Source organism: Candidatus Binatus sp., assembly GCF_036567905.1.
Lineage (GTDB): Bacteria > Desulfobacterota > Binatia > Binatales > Binataceae > Binatus.
Genome location: NZ_DATCTO010000050.1, coordinates 22,302 through 36,677, shown reverse-complemented (window position 1 = coordinate 36,677; position 14,376 = coordinate 22,302). Strand labels below are relative to the sequence as shown.

The window sequence follows — 14,376 nt, the reverse complement described above, 5'->3', positions numbered from 1 at the left end:
TGCCCCAACACCTTCGCGCAGTTGAGCGCGCACGCGCGTCGCGCGCTCAAGCGGATGCGCCGCAGACCCTCCCTGGTCATGGCCTTCTGGCAGCAGGCCGACCTCTTCCCCTTGTAAGTATATTATGCGAAGCTCAATAGTAGTCGTCGCACTCGCGCTTCTGCTGACGACGTGTGGCTACGCTGTCGCCGAGCATTCGATACTTAGACTAGCTGTTGCTGCTTTTGTAATTGGCGCGCTTTTTCTCGTGGTGGGCGCGGAAGTCGCGGTGCTGGCTTTGATAGATAAGGATCCCGAACAGATCGACGACCAGAACGTTCGCGATCTTCTGACTCGCCTCCAGAGTCAGCACCAAGCGTTTTTGACGGGTCGTCAGGTCGTCGAGGTCAGCCTTATAGTCTTTATGACGTTTCTTGCCGAGTGGTTCTTTGACGTAAAACGGATTGGAGCTTTCGCGCCGTCAGCTGACGCATGGCCACGACTCTCCGCCGCGCTTTCGTCGGAGAAATTCGCTGTTGCGCTCGTTTTCGGTTTGTCATCGCTGATCGTTTTCTGGTTTTCGCAGCTGGTCGCTAAATTATTCGCCGAAGAGCGGCCTCAACAGATCTTGGGTTGGGCTCCAACGCGATGGCTAATATATATCGCGATTTGGGTAGAGCGAGCCCAGTTCGGGGCTCCGGGGCTCTGGGCATGGAGTCTCATAAAGGGGCGATTTCCAGCTAGTGAGCCCGAGCTGGGACCGAGTCGAGACAAACTGTTCAAGTACTCGGCGCAACTCCGCTACGGCCGGGGATTAGACAGCGTTCGGCTTTGCGTAACGGTCGGCGCGAAAGGTGAGGCCACCCTTTCCTCGTATTCGTCGTTCCGGTCATTTGGGCCTGGCTTCAATGGCACCAGGGAAGACCACCGTGTGGAAGGGGAGATACTCAAGGATTCTTGTCGATTTAATTTCATTTGCCTGCCTAATGGCTGCGGAAACGAGTCCCTCGATGGGCCTCACGTCAATGCCATGACGCTTAAAGGAAAGGACTATCCTAAGGGGCAAGTTCTCTGGGATATACGTTTCCCCGCGAATATCCCAGAAGGTGAGAGACTCGAGTACGAGGCCGGGTTTTCAACCAGTCCCGGAGCATACAAGACTGCGGCCGGCGAGAGCGATTTCTACGCGTACACAGTCAAACATCCGACGATCTTAGCCGAGGTGTTCATCGTGCCGACTGACGGAGCCCCGTTCATTTTTGGGGATGGCGAGTGTACTGTTGCGATGTCTGATGATCCCAACGTGAATAGACTCGAAGGCGAGAGAGTCAAAGGCAACATCAAGCCATTCAAGAATGGGCTGAAATTTCCCCTCGCTTATCCCTTCGAAGGAAGCGAGTTCACCTTCACGTGGAGGATTCTTCCGCGGACGACAAGAGGGACCGGCTCTCTATTGAGTCGTCCAAGTGAGCCAGATAAGTGACCCGATCGGCAGATTCCGAACCCTGAGGATTTTAGTGGCTGCTTGCGCCGCCATCGTACATTGCCGTCATCTCTTTATCCTCTATCATCTCCTTCAAAGAGTCAAGCAAAGTTTTCCACAGAGAAACACCCTATGAAGGCCCATTTCCGCAAGTAGAAATACGAGCGTATTCTAAATGCGTTTCGAGGGCCAAACATCACTTGATGACAAAATTTGACCTATGGGGCACACCTTGGACAAAGGCAGCTATCAGGCGAAACACGTCGGCATCTGGCTCCGGGTCTCGACCGAGGACCAGGCGCATGGCGAGAGCCCCGAGCACCACGAAAAGCGCGCCCGCTTTTACGCCGACTCCAAAGGCTGGCAGGTCAGGGAGGTCTATCACCTTGAGGCCGTGAGCGGGAAATCGGTACGCGAGCATCCCGAGACCCAGCGCATGATCGCCGACATCAAGCGCGGCCACATTTCCGGCCTCATCTTTTCCAAACTCGCCCGGCTCGCTCGCAACACGCGGGAACTCCTCGACTTTGCCGACCTCTTCGAAGCTGCCGGCGCGGACCTGGTCTCCCTGCAGGAGTCCATTGACACCTCAAGTCCCGCCGGCAGGCTTTTCTACACGGTGATTGCTGCGATGGCCCAGTGGGAGCGCGAGGAGATTGCCGCGCGCGTGGCTGCTTCGGTACCCATCCGGGCCAAGCTCGGGAAGCCCTTGGGCGGAGCGGCTCCGTTTGGCTACCGCTGGGAAGGCAGAGAGATCGTTCCCGACCCCAATGAAGCGCCCATCCGCAAACACATCTACGAGCTTTTCCTGGAACATCGCCGCAAGAAGACCGTTGCTCGGCTCCTGACCGAGTCCGGGCATCGCACCCGAAACGGTTCGCACTTTACCGACACCACGATCGAGCGGCTTCTTCGGGACCCGACAGCCAAGGGAGTCCGCCGCGCCAATTACACCAAAAGCCTCGGCGAGAAGAAGCACTGGAAGCTCAAGCCCAAAGAAGAGTGGGTGCTCACCCCGGTCGAACCGGTCGTATCCGCGGAGCTTTGGGAGCAGTGCAACCTGATTCTCGAAGAGCGCCGCAAGAACGGCAAGCGAATCGCCCGAAAGCCGGTCCATCTCTTTACCGGTCTTGTCCACTGTTATTGCGGGCACAAAATGTACGTTCCCTCGAACACGCCCAAATACGTCTGCTATGGCTGCCGGAACAAGATCCCGGTCGAGGATCTGGACGCCGTGTTCCATGAGCAGCTCCAGGGCTTTGTCCTCTCGCCCACAGAGGTCGCGGCCTACCTTGCTCAGGCCGACGAGAAGATCGTCGAGAAACAGCAACTGCTTGCGTCCCTCGACGAAAACCGCAACAAAGCCCGTGCCGAGATGGACCGGGTGATGCGCCTCTACCTCGACGAGAAGATTTCAAGCGACGGATTTTCGAGCGAATACCACCCGCTCGAAGAACGCTTCAAACAGATTTCCCAACAGATACCCGAGTTGCAGGGAGAACTGGATTTCCTCAAAATCCGAGCCCTGTCGAGCGATGAAATCCTGACCGAAGCCAAGGACCTCTATGCCCGCTGGCCGGACCTCAGGAACGACGAAAAACGCCGTATCATCGAGACCATCACCGAAAAAATCACCATCGGCAAAGACGACATCACAATCGACCTCTGTTATCTGCCTTCGTCTTCTGAATTCATGGCTGAAAAGCAACGCAACCTCACGGGTTCATCGCGGCCACCAGCATCACGGAGGCGGGAAAAGTGAGCGTGCCCATCACGCGCGAGATGGTGATGCGCGCATCCTCGAGCGGCTGGCGCAGGACTTCGAGCACGTTCTTGCGGAACTCGGGCAATTCGTCGAGGAACAGGACGCCGTGATGGGCAAGGCTGACCTCGCCGGGGCGCGGAATCGAGCCGCCGCCGATGAGGCCGGCGTCGGAAATGGTGTGATGGGGAGAGCGGAAGGGGCGCGTGGCGATGAGCGCGCGGCCGTCCATCAGGCCCATCACGGAGTGCACCTTGGTGGTTTCGATGGCCTCCTCGAAGGTCATCGAGGGCAGAATCGAGGGCAGGCGCTTGGCGAGCATCGTCTTGCCCGAGCCGGGCGGCCCAATCATCAGGACGTTATGACCGCCGGCGGCGGCGACTTCGAGCGCGCGCTTGGCCTGCTCCTGGCCTTTGACCTCGCTGAAATCGACGTCGTAAACATTTGCCGCGCCGAACGCGGCGCTGAGATCGGAGGGCGCGGATTGGAGCGGACGCAGGCCCTCGAAGAATTCGAAAGCCTCGCGCAGGCTCTCGACGCCCAGCACTGCCGTGCCCTCGCCGACGACCGATGCCTCGGACGCATTCTCGCGCGGCAGCATCACACCCGCGAACCTGGCCGAGCGCGCGAGCAGCGCGGTCGGCAGCGCGCCCCTGATGCCTTTGATACGGCCGTCGAGCGCGAGTTCGCCCAGCACCAGATAGGCGCGCAGGCGCTGGCGATCTTTCAACACGTTTTGTGCGGCGAGGATTCCAAGCGCCAGTGGAAGATCGAACGCCGAGCCTTCCTTGCGCGTGTCGGCGGGCGCGAGGTTGATGGTCATCTTGCGGGTGGGGAAATCGAAGCCGGAATTCTTCAGCGCCGACTTGACCCGATCGAGCGCCTCTTTGACCGCGCCCTCGGCCAGGCCGACCAGACGATGCGGCGGCATCCCGGCGCCGATGTCGATTTCGACTTCGACCGGGAACGCGTCAACGCCAACCAACGCGCTCGATATTACGCTTGCGTGCAATAATTGCCCCGACCAGCCGTTTACTGTTAACAGCCAGTGTCGCTGACACTAGCGCAATGAGGGGCTGCGAGCGATGCGCGTTATTTGGGGGACATTGTTACCTGGGTAACAAGGATTCGCGAGCGGTCAGGGCCAGACGGCGCCAGCGGCGACCAATTCATCGCGCTGTGCGCGGCCCAGGCCGAGCAACTCGCCGAGCACGTAGTCGAAATTCTCGCCGACTTCGGGCGCGATCGAGCGAACTTTTCCCGACCCGCCGGAAAGCTTGAACGGGATGCCGGTGACGTTAGTCGTCGTGCCCCTTCCGGTTGCGACGGCGGGCCAGAAGCCGCGCTCTTTCAGTTGAGGATCGCGCGCGCAGAGATCGATGCCGTTTTCGACGACGCCGGCGGCGATGCCGGCGCGTTGGAGGATCGCCATCGCGTCTTCGGCGCTGTGCTCCGCGGTCCAGCGTGAAACGTTGGCGTCGAGCTCGGCGCTATTGTGCATGCGCAGGTAGAGCGTGCGGAACTGCGGATCGCTCGCCCACGATGGAGAGCCAATCGCGGTGACGAATCGGCGCCACTCGGGGCCGGTGCGCACCGCAATCGCGACCCATCGGTCGTCGTCGCCGTCAAGCGGGCGGCATTTGTAAACGCCGTGCGGTGCGGCGGGGCCTTCCTGGGAATTGTAGCCGGGCGCCGGCTGCGTCCGGCCGTTGGCGGAGATGTCCAGCAGCGCGGGACCGATCACGCTGGTGACGGCCTCGAACTGCGAGAGATCCACGAACTGGCCGCGGCCGGTGCGGTGGCGATTCCAAAGGGCGATGAGCGCCGCGAGTGCGCCCGTGTAACCGCCGCAGGTGTCGGCGTACGAATAGCCGTAGCCGGCGGGCGTGCCGTCGGCTTCGGCCATCAGCATGGTGAAGCCGGTCAGGGCTTGCAGGGTCGGTCCGTAGCTGACGTAGCTGGAGCGCGGGCCGGTGTGGCCCAGGCCGGACATGCTGATGCAGATGATGTCGGGCTTGACGGCGGCGAGACTTTCGTAGTCCATCCCCCAACTGCGCATCACGCGGGCGGAAAAATTGTCCATCACGACGTCGCTTTTGGCGGCGAGGCGGCGGGCGAGTTCGACGCCGCGCGGGTGCTGCATGTTGAGCGCGACCGAAAGTTTGCCGCGATTGAGGTCGCATTGGAGGCCGAGCTTGCGATTGCCGAGTTGCGGCGGCTCCTTGCGCTCGACCTTGATGACCTCCGCGCCGTGGTCGGCGAGGATGCGCGTCGCGACCGGGCCGGCGACGACCCAGGTGAAATCGAGGATGCGGACGCCGTCCAGCGGCATCGCCAGCATCATCAGATCACTCCTTCGGCGAAGAGCGCGGCCAGCGCTTGGGGAGCCACCCCGAGTTCGTCGCGCAAAATCTCGCCGGTATGCTCTCCGATCAGCGGCGGCCGGCGCGATACCCGCCACGGCGTGCCGTTGAAAAGATACGGCGCGCCCGGATAGCGGAACTTGCGCCCGAGCTCGGGATGCTCGACCTCGACGAAGTAGCCGCGCTCGGCGAGCTGGTCGTCGTCGAACAACGCCTCGGGCGGGCGAACGGTCGCGTAGGGCTGGCGCAGAAGCTGCGCGCGCTCGAGCAGCTCGTCGCGCGGATAGTCCTTGACCCAATCGTCGAGCACGTCGAACAGATGCTCGGCCATGAGATAGCGATACATCACCTGCTCATAGTCGGGCGCGTCGAGATCGCCGGCCTTGCCGTCGGACTTGACCCATTCGATGAGCGAGGTCCAGTCGCCGAGCGTGCAATGCATGATGTACCCGTCACGGCATTTGCCGACGCGAAAGAAACGGCTCCAATGCAGCGTGCCGCGGCGCGGCTCGGCCTCGCCGCGCTCGAAAAATGCGCCGGCGACATGCTCGACGGCGGCCGCGGTGGCCTCCTGCATGCTGAGGTCGATCCAATTGCCTTCAGCGGTGCGATCGCGCGCGAGCAGCGCAAGCATCACGGCGATCGCGCCGTAGTAAGCCGACGAATGATAAGCCTGCAGACCGAGCGGACGAACCGGAGCGTGATTGGGGAAGCCATTGATGTAGAGCATCCCGCCCAATGCGGTCAGCACGGTGTCATCGGCGATGAAGTCGCGATAAGGGCCGGTCTGGCCGAAGGGCGCAATCGAGCACAGGACCAGCGCGGGGTTCTCGCGATGGAGCGTATCCCAGCCCAGGCCGAGCCGGTCCAGCGTGCCCGGCGCGTAGCTCTCGATGACGACATCGGCCGAGCGGGCGAGCTGGAGCAGGATGTCGGCGCCGCGGGAATGGTTGAGATCGAGCGTGAGGGAGCGCTTGTTGAGATTGTAGAACCAGAAGAACAGGCTGCGGTCGAGATGCGGGAGGTCGTCGAGGAAGGGACCGATGCGGCGCGCGTCGTCACCGGCGGGCGGTTCGACTTTGATCACGTCGGCGCCCATGTCGGCCAGCAGCCGCGCGCAAAATTGTGCGCGATGGCCGGTCAGGTCGAGCACGCGCAGGCCCGCGAGCGCACCCGGCTCGGTCATGGTTTCTTCGCCGATTTCCCCGCGCCGGCGGACTTTTCGATTTGCGCGAGCTTTTGCTTGACCTTGGGCGGGGGCAAGTCCTCGATTGCGAACGCACCGGTGTCGAGCGTCGCGGGAACTTCCATCAGGACTTCGTTCCTGGGGCCGGTGCGTTTGCCGCCGCGCACGCGAATGGTTTCGAAGGTGATGGGATTGACCCATCGCACGCCCATCACGGCGGGTTTCGCCTGACCGTCCTCGTTCACGGGAACGAGGGTGGTGCCTTCTTTATCGAACAGAGTTACTTTTCTGAGTCCCATGATTTTTTCTATTGATTTGCGATTCGATGCTTCAATCGTGCGCGAGAGATGATATGGAGACTGGCGGCGGGATTCAAACAGGCAGGGGCATCGCCGATGCGCGGCCGCGCTCGATACTCGCCAGCGAGCGCGGCGTAAGTTAATCTGGTCGGACGCTCAATTCTTGAAAAATGCGAAGGAGATCGCGCGCGCACGGGCGCGCGGGCAACATGGCGCGTGGCTGAGACCGACTACAAATCGACGCTGAAACTTCCCAAGACCGACTTCCCGATGAAGGCGAATCTGCCCAAGCGGGAGCCGGAAATGCTCAAGCATTGGGACCAGACCGACCTTTACGGGCGCCTGATGGAGGCGCGCAAGGACGCGCAGTTGTGGGTGCTGCACGACGGGCCGCCGTACGCCAACGGCCGGGTGCATCTGGGGACCGCGCTCAACAAAATTCTGAAAGACTTCGTGGTGCGATCGCGCTCGATGATGGGATATCGCACCCCGTTCGTGCCGGGATGGGACTGTCACGGGATGCCCATCGAGCACAAGGTATCGCGCGAACTCGGCGACCAGGCGCGCACGATTTCCAAGCTCGAGCTGCGCAAGCTGTGCCGCGCCGAAGCGGAGAAATGGATCGACTTGCAGCGCTCGGACTTCCGGCGGCTGGGAGTGATCGGCGATTGGTTCAAGCCGTATCTCACGATGGCGCCAGAGTACGACGCGGCCGAAATCGGCGTGCTGCGCAAGATGGTCGAGCGCGGCTACGTGTATCGGGGATTGCGCCCGGTGCATTGGTGCTTCGAATGCCGCACGGCGCTGGCGGAAGCCGAAGTCGAGTACCGCGATCACGTTTCGCCGTCGATCTACGTGGCGTTCGCGTTCAATTCGAACCTCAAGGATGCGGGCGCGCTGGCCGCGGATCGCAGCGACGGCGCCGAGCTTGACGCCGCGCACAAGGCCGGCAAACTGTCGGCCGTAATCTGGACGACAACGCCGTGGACTTTGCCGGCGAATCTCGGAATCTCACTGAACGCGACCTTCGACTACGTCGCGTTGAAGGCCGGCGAGCATTACTACGTGGTCGCGTCGCGACTGGCCGGCAACCTCGAGAAGGAATGCGGGCTGGCAGTCGAAAAACGCATCGCGCTCGGCGCCAAGGCGCTCAAGGCGCTGGACGGCCAGGACATCTTTCGGCATCCGTTTATCCCGCGCGACGTGAAGCTGATGTACGCCGAGCACGTGACGGCGGACGCCGGCACCGGACTGGTGCATACCGCGCCGGGACATGGCTACGAGGATTTCGTGGTCGGCAAGGCCTACGCGCTGACGCCGTTCACGCCGGTCGATGGGGGCGGAGTGTTCACGGCGGAGGGCGGAGAATGGGCGGGGCAGAACGTCTTCAAGGCGAACAAGCCGATCGTCGAGAGACTGCGCGCGGCCGGCGCGCTGCTGCATGCGCAAAACTTCTCGCACAGCTACCCGCATTGCTGGCGATGCCACAATCCGCTGATCTTTCTTGCGACCGAGCAATGGTTCGTGAGCATCGACCACAACCAACTGCGGGTCAAAGTGATCGACGCGATCGACAAGGTGAAATGGTATCCCGGATGGTCGCGCGATCGGATCCGCAACATGACGGAGACGCGCCCCGACTGGTGCATCTCGCGCCAGCGCGCGTGGGGCGTGCCGATTCCCGCGGTCAGATGCGCGAAATGCGATGAGGTCGCGCCGCTGCTTGCGACGATGGATCGAGTCGAGGAAATTTTCGCGCGCGAAGGTTCCGACGCATGGTACAGCCGGCCGGCGGCGGACTTTGTCGCGCCGGGCCTCAAATGCCAGCGGTGCGGCGGCGCCGATTTTATCAAGCAAGAAGACATCCTCGACGTGTGGTTCGATTCGGGCTCCTCGCAAGCCGCCGTGCTTGGCGCGCGCCCTGATCTCGCCTGGCCCGCGGACGCGTACCTGGAAGCGGTGGAACAGGCGCGCGGATGGTTCGGATCGTCGCTGGTCTGCGCGGTGTCGGAGCGCGACGCGGCGCCGTTCAAGAGCGTAATCAGCCATGGACTGACGGTGGATGAGCGGGGCCGCAAGATGTCCAAGTCGCTCGGCAACTCGGAGGACGCCGTCGACGCGGTCGGACGGATGGGGGCCGACGTGCTGCGACTGGTGTACGCGTCGCTCGACTACACCGCCGATATCACGCTCGGCCAGACGATTTTCAGCGCGGTGTCGGAGTCGTATCGAAAGATTCGCAACACCTGCCGGTTCGTGCTGGGCAACCTGGCTGACTTCGATCCCGCGCGCGACGCGGTTGAAATCTCCGACCTGCTTGAATTTGATCGCTATATCCTCGCCGTGTTTTCTCAGGTGGATGAAGCAGTAAGGAAGTGTTACGAAAAGTTCGATTTCCAGACCGCCTACAGGACGCTCTCTCAGTTCATAGTCGTAGATCTGAGTGCGACGTACGTCGATGTCGCGCGCGATCGGCTCTACTGTTCGGCGGAGAAATCGCGCGAGCGACGGTCGGCGCAGACCGCGCTGTTCACGATTCTCGACGCGCTGCTCAGGATGCTCGCGCCGCTGATTCCGTTCACCGCCGAGGAAGTTTACTCGTATCTGCCGGGCAAGAAGGAACCGAGCGTGCACTTGCTCACGCTGAACGATTTGAGTTCATGGAATGACACAGAACTGGTGTCGCGATGGGCGCCGTTGCTCAGGATTCGCGAGGAGGCGCTCAAGCTGCTCGAGGCGATGCGCAAGGCGGGGACGATCGGCGCGCCACTCGACGCTGCAATCAGCCTGGGAGCTGACGATGGCTCTGAGAGCGGACTTGCCCAAACGATCAGGCAGTATCGCGACGAGCTGAGGGACTTGTTCATAGTCTCGGAGGTTGCGATTCTGGGCGACGCGGAAGCAGCCGAGATCAGGCGGCAAGCCGGCGGCCGCGAGGACTTCGCCGTCGATGGCAGCTTCGCCCGAGCCGCCGCGAATCCCGCAATCACGCTACTTGGGCGTCACGCGTCCGGGGTGAAGTGTGCGCGATGCTGGAAGTACTTCGATGACGGCAGCGATCATCCGTTGGACGCAAGATGCCGCGCGGTGGTGGGGGCGTAGCCGTTGCAGGAACAATCGAGCGTCAAGCCTCTTCCCAGCCCTGTACCTGGGCAAGGAGCGGGCAAAGAATCAGCCGGCCGGACGCCGCGCAAGCCGTTCCTGCTTTTGATCGGCGCTATCACGATTCCGATCATCCTGCTCGATCAGGCAACCAAACTGTTCGTCAAGGCGCACATGGCGCTGTATGAAAGCATCGCGATTGTCCCGAACTACCTGGACATCACGTACACGCTGAATCCCGGCGCGGCGTTCAGCATGCTGGCTGACGCGCCGCCGTGGGTCCGTCGAGCGTTTCTGCTGTCGATGTCGTGCGCGGCGATAATTGTGCTGATCGTATTGATAGCGCGATCGGAGCGCGTGACTATCAATTCGGTTGCGTTCGCGCTGATCCTGGCCGGCGCTGCGGGAAACCTGATCGATCGTGCAACTCGCGACGGCCGCGTGATCGACTTTGTGCGCGCGCATTACTACGACCTGAACTACCCGGTGTTCAACGTCGCGGACAGCGCGATCACCATTGGCGTCGCGCTGATCATCCTCGCGTCGTTGTTTGGCGGCGACGCCGAGCCCAAGCCAAATCATTCCAGCTAAACAGCTAAATCCCGGTTCGACGCATTTCAGGGCGCCGCCGCGGCGGGCGACTGGACGCCGACCCGCGTGTTTAAAAATATCGTGGCGGCGCTGAAGCGAGCGGGCGCAGAAAGGCGAAGATTCGTGCGATCCTGGTGGAAAATCCGCGCCGGTATTTCCAGAATTAGCCGGCCGGCGCGTCGATTTTCGTCCAGCCGGGTGATCCAGCTACTTTGAACTCAGTTCGTGGTGGCTCGTGGGAAGCGGGGCGCCGGACTCTACCGCGGCGCGCCATTTGTCGATTGCCTCGACGGTAAACCGCCAGTCGCTGCCGACGCGGAAAGCAGGAAGCTGATTTTTCTTCAGCATCCGGTAAACCGTGGACGAATGCACCCGGAGGTAGGTTGATACTTCCTGCACCGTCAGGACACTGCTCTTCATTTCATCGAATCGATCCATGTCAGCCCTCTTCGTTACGCGCATTTACTTCGTCTTCCCGGCCCTTAACTAGGCACGGGTTGAACCAGCCCGGCGTACGCTATTTAGTAGATACTAAACTCATCATAGAAATGCCAAGCATTCAAGCGGAATTTTCGTCACAATTAGTTATCTGAAGAACGCTACCTGTTAAGAGTCTCAGGACCGCAGCCGGACTTGGCCGGACAGTCAGAGCAGAGGTGCGACGATCTCGTCAATCGAGAGGCTCTTGGTCATCGAATGACCCAGGCGGTCGAGCAGCACGAATTCGACCGCGCCAGCGGCGCGTTTCTTGTCGAGACTAAGCGCGCGGATAAAGTCGTCGCCGTGCCATCCGGGAGGCATCGCAGTTGGCAAGCCGGCACGCTCGATCAGACGCTGCAGACGCGACGCTTCGTCGGCTGAGAAGCCGGCATACGAGCAGGACAGCCGGGCCGCCGCGACCATCCCGATCGCGACCGCCTCACCGTGAAAGTAGCCGCCGTAACCAGCACTCGCTTCGATCGCGTGACCGATGGTGTGGCCGAAATTCAGGGTTTTGCGGAGATCGCTTTCGCGCTCGTCGACGCCGACGACGGCGGCTTTGTGCATCAGCGATCGCGCGACGACTTGCTCGAGCAGATCGGGCCGGCGGGCAAGGATCGAATCGAGGTCGCGTTCCAGGTCCGCGATCATCGGCGCATCCATGATTGCGCCATACTTGATGACTTCGGCCAGGCCCTCGCGAAACTCGCGGTCGGCCAGCGTTGCAAGCGCAGTCACGTCGGCGACAATCAGCCGCGGCTGGTGGAACGCGCCGATCAGGTTTTTGGCGTGGCGATGGTTGACCGCGGTCTTGCCGCCGAGCGCGGAATCCACTTGCGCCACCACCGTGGTCGGCACTTGTACGAGCGCTACGCCGCGCAGAAAGGTCGCAGCCGCAAATCCAGCGAGATCGCCAACGACGCCGCCACCAAGCGCGAACACAACGCTGTTGCGATCAAGCCCGATCTCAGTCATCCGATCGTAGAGAAGCTCGAGCGTCGGCAGAGATTTGGAGGCTTCGCCGGGCGGCACCGAAATTACGGCGGTTGCGAAGCCGCTTTTGCCAAGCGTGTCCTCGACGCGCGCGGCGTAGAGTTTTTCGACCGTCGAGTCCGTGACGACGGCGCATGAACCGGGCTTTAGTCCGGCGTCGCATGCCAGCTTGCCCAGCCGGTCCAGAATTCCCGCGCCCACATGAGCGTTATGCGACGCGGGCCCGAGCTCTATGCGGATGGTGCGCATCTCTATGCGGATCGTACGCCATCCGCCGACGGCACGCATCGTCGCGCCGCGTGTGCGGCGAAGGCCGCGATCACATGATCGGCGAGTTGATCGACTGTGAGATCGGAGGTGTCGATTTGGACATCGGCGCGAGCGTAGGCGTCCGCCCGCTCGGCCATCAGCTCTTTGATTCGAGCCAAAGTGGATTTTCCGCCCTCGGTCAATTTCGGGCGCCTGCTTTTCGACCGCTCGACGCGCGCTGCGACGACTTCGGGCCGCGCCGTGAGGCACACGATCACGCCGGCGCGCTTGAGCGCCGCGCAATTTGATTCGTCGAGCAGTACGCCGCCGCCGGTCGAAATCACTTCGGGACGCAGCCCGTGGCACTGGGGACATCGCCGGCGATCGCCGGTCAGGTGCGCGACCACTTCGCGTTCGAGCCGGCGGAAGTCAGCCTCGCCATGCTCGGCGAAGATTTGCGCGATTGATTTTCCAGCCTGCACGGCAATGACCGCGTCAACGTCCACGAATTTCCATCCGAGCCGGCGCGCGACCAGCGGGCCGACCGAGCTTTTCCCGGTGGCCATGAATCCGGTGAGGATCAGTTTGGGCGTCATTTGCGTTGCAGCGCGGATCCAGGCGCGCGCGTTTTCAAGGTCCGGCGCGCCCGCCGCTTCAGTAGTTGCGGACCTGTTCGAGAAAGCCTTTGAAGTTGCGCGTAATCTCGACGATTGAATCGCCGCCAAACTTTTCGAGGAAAGCCGCCGCAAGTTCGAACGCGACCACCGATTCCGCGATGACCGCGGCGGCGGGAATCGCGCATACATCCGAGCGCTCGATCGCGCCGACTGCTTCCGCCTTGGTTTTGATATCGACCGAGCGCAGCGGCCGCATCAGCGTCGACAGCGGCTTGAACGCGACGCGGACGCGGATCGGCTCGCCGGTGCTCATGCCGCCCTCGGTGCCGCCGGAATTGTTGGAATGGCGGGTGAAGCGGCGACCGGCGGCGTCGTATCCGATTTCGTCGTGAAGTTCGGAGCCGCGCATCCGACCCGCCTTGAAGCCCAGCCCGAACTCGACGCCTTTGACGGCCTGCACGCTGAGCAGCGCGAACGCGAGGCGTCCGTCGAGTTTGCGATCCCATTGGACGTGACTGCCGAGCCCGACCGGAAGTCCAGTCGCAATCACCTCGACGATGCCGCCGAGCGTGTCGCCGGTCTTTTTGCACTCGTCGATTTCGGCGATTATTTTACCTTCGGCGTCGGGGTCCCCCACGCGCACTGGCGATGCTTCCGTGATGCGGCGCAGCTCTTCGATGCTCAGCGCGGCAGGAGTATTGGCCTCGGTCGCGCCGATGCTCGCCACGTAGCCGAGCACGTCGATTCCAAACGGCGAAAGAATTTGCTTTGCCAGGGCGCCGATCGCCACGCGCGCAGTGGTTTCGCGCGCGGAAGCTCGTTCGAGCACGTCGCGGATATCTTCGAGATTGTATTTGAGCACGCCCGCCAGGTCGGCATGGCCGGGCCGCGCGCGCGTGACGACGTCCGCCTCGGCGCGATCCTTGGGATCGGCGGACATCCGCTTGACCCAATTCTTGAAGTCGCGATTCTCGATGATGAACGTGATCGGACTGCCGAGCGATTTGCCGAAGCGGATGCCGGAAACCGGCCGCACTTCGTCCTTTTCGATCAGCATTCGGCCGCCGCGGCCGTAGCCCTTTTGGCGGCGTGCGAGATCGGCGTTGATCGCGGCAAGGTCGATGTCGAAGCCGGCGGGCACGCCTTCGACCGTCGCGACCAGCTCTGGGCCGTGCGATTCACCGGCAGTCAAAAATCGCAGCATCGGTTTGTCTCGCCTCCCGCGCGTATTCGTTCGGGCGGGCCTCCATCACCCGATTCAACCAGACTGGA

The 14,376-nt window shown here is 62.1% G+C and carries 11 protein-coding genes and 1 pseudogene; 4 read left to right on the top strand and 8 right to left on the bottom strand.

Annotated elements, in window-relative coordinates; all coding sequences use genetic code 11:
• Nucleotides 1-124: 124 nt before the first annotated feature.
• Entirely contained in the window at nt 125-1,462 is a 1,338-nt protein-coding gene (locus VIO10_RS08375; RefSeq protein ID WP_331962214.1) for a hypothetical protein, read from the top strand.
• Between the two features lie 220 nt (nt 1,463-1,682).
• Nucleotides 1,683-3,224, top strand: a complete 1,542-nt coding sequence (locus VIO10_RS08370; RefSeq protein WP_414645322.1) for a recombinase family protein — start codon at nt 1,683-1,685, stop codon at nt 3,222-3,224.
• Here VIO10_RS08370 and VIO10_RS08365 read toward each other — a convergent pair.
• From VIO10_RS08365 to VIO10_RS08350, 4 genes and pseudogenes are all read right to left on the bottom strand, one after another.
• Nucleotides 3,181-4,236 (bottom strand): annotated as a pseudogene (locus VIO10_RS08365) (YifB family Mg chelatase-like AAA ATPase); the annotation flags it as partial. The gene VIO10_RS08370 and the pseudogene VIO10_RS08365 overlap by 44 nt on opposite strands.
• A 126-nt stretch (nt 4,237-4,362) precedes the next feature.
• A complete protein-coding gene (locus tag VIO10_RS08360) occupies nt 4,363-5,568 on the bottom strand; it encodes a CoA transferase (RefSeq protein WP_331962206.1) in 1,206 nt (401 codons plus the stop codon).
• Nucleotides 5,568-6,773 carry a CoA transferase gene (locus tag VIO10_RS08355; protein WP_331962204.1) on the bottom strand — a complete coding sequence of 402 codons (1,206 nt, stop codon included), beginning with the start codon at nt 6,771-6,773 and terminating at the stop codon, nt 5,568-5,570. The genes VIO10_RS08360 and VIO10_RS08355 overlap by 1 nt, the downstream gene beginning before the upstream one ends.
• Nucleotides 6,770-7,072 (bottom strand): hypothetical protein, encoded by a 303-nt coding sequence (locus tag VIO10_RS08350; protein ID WP_331962202.1) that lies wholly within the window; start codon nt 7,070-7,072, stop codon nt 6,770-6,772. Before VIO10_RS08350 ends, VIO10_RS08355 begins: the two co-directional genes overlap by 4 nt.
• Nucleotides 7,073-7,288: 216 nt before the next feature.
• On the opposite strand from VIO10_RS08350, the gene ileS reads away from it, so the two are divergent.
• Together ileS and lspA are read left to right on the top strand one after the other, a co-directional pair.
• Complete coding sequence (gene ileS, locus VIO10_RS08345) at nt 7,289-10,174, top strand: isoleucine--tRNA ligase (RefSeq protein ID WP_331962199.1); 2,886 nt, start codon at nt 7,289-7,291, stop codon at nt 10,172-10,174.
• A 3-nt stretch (nt 10,175-10,177) separates the two neighbouring features.
• On the top strand, nt 10,178-10,765 hold the full coding sequence (lspA, locus tag VIO10_RS08340; RefSeq protein WP_331962196.1) for a signal peptidase II: 588 nt from the start codon (nt 10,178-10,180) through the stop codon (nt 10,763-10,765).
• A 207-nt stretch (nt 10,766-10,972) separates the two neighbouring features.
• On the opposite strand, the gene VIO10_RS08335 is transcribed toward lspA, so the two are convergent.
• From VIO10_RS08335 to aroC, 4 genes are all read right to left on the bottom strand, one after another.
• The gene (locus VIO10_RS08335; RefSeq protein ID WP_331962193.1) at nt 10,973-11,203 is read right to left on the bottom strand and encodes a helix-turn-helix domain-containing protein; all 231 of its coding nucleotides are present in this window, start codon (nt 11,201-11,203) and stop codon (nt 10,973-10,975) included.
• A gap of 207 nt (nt 11,204-11,410) precedes the next feature.
• Nucleotides 11,411-12,439, bottom strand: coding sequence for a 3-dehydroquinate synthase (gene aroB / locus VIO10_RS08330; RefSeq protein WP_331962190.1), 1,029 nt, complete (start codon nt 12,437-12,439; stop codon nt 11,411-11,413).
• 50 nt (nt 12,440-12,489) lie between these two features.
• Nucleotides 12,490-13,083 (bottom strand): shikimate kinase, encoded by a 594-nt coding sequence (locus tag VIO10_RS08325; RefSeq protein ID WP_331962187.1) that lies wholly within the window; start codon nt 13,081-13,083, stop codon nt 12,490-12,492.
• Between the two features lie 58 nt (nt 13,084-13,141).
• Nucleotides 13,142-14,308 carry a chorismate synthase gene (gene aroC / locus VIO10_RS08320; protein WP_331962184.1) on the bottom strand — a complete coding sequence of 389 codons (1,167 nt, stop codon included), beginning with the start codon at nt 14,306-14,308 and terminating at the stop codon, nt 13,142-13,144.
• Nucleotides 14,309-14,376: the final 68 nt, after the last annotated feature.

Excerpts from the sequence above, each read along its gene's own strand:
- VIO10_RS08375 (WP_331962214.1), top strand. The coding sequence starts at position 125 with ATGCGAAGCTCAATAGTAGTCGTCGCACTCGCGCTTCTGCTGACGACG.
- VIO10_RS08370 (WP_414645322.1), top strand. The coding sequence starts at position 1,683 with ATGGGGCACACCTTGGACAAAGGCAGCTATCAGGCGAAACACGTCGGC.
- VIO10_RS08360 (WP_331962206.1), bottom strand. The coding sequence starts at position 5,568 with ATGATGCTGGCGATGCCGCTGGACGGCGTCCGCATCCTCGATTTCACC.
- VIO10_RS08355 (WP_331962204.1), bottom strand. The coding sequence starts at position 6,773 with ATGACCGAGCCGGGTGCGCTCGCGGGCCTGCGCGTGCTCGACCTGACC.
- VIO10_RS08350 (WP_331962202.1), bottom strand. The coding sequence starts at position 7,072 with ATGGGACTCAGAAAAGTAACTCTGTTCGATAAAGAAGGCACCACCCTC.
- VIO10_RS08335 (WP_331962193.1), bottom strand. The coding sequence starts at position 11,203 with ATGGATCGATTCGATGAAATGAAGAGCAGTGTCCTGACGGTGCAGGAA.
- VIO10_RS08325 (WP_331962187.1), bottom strand. The coding sequence starts at position 13,083 with ATGACGCCCAAACTGATCCTCACCGGATTCATGGCCACCGGGAAAAGC.
- aroC (WP_331962184.1), bottom strand. The coding sequence starts at position 14,308 with ATGCTGCGATTTTTGACTGCCGGTGAATCGCACGGCCCAGAGCTGGTC.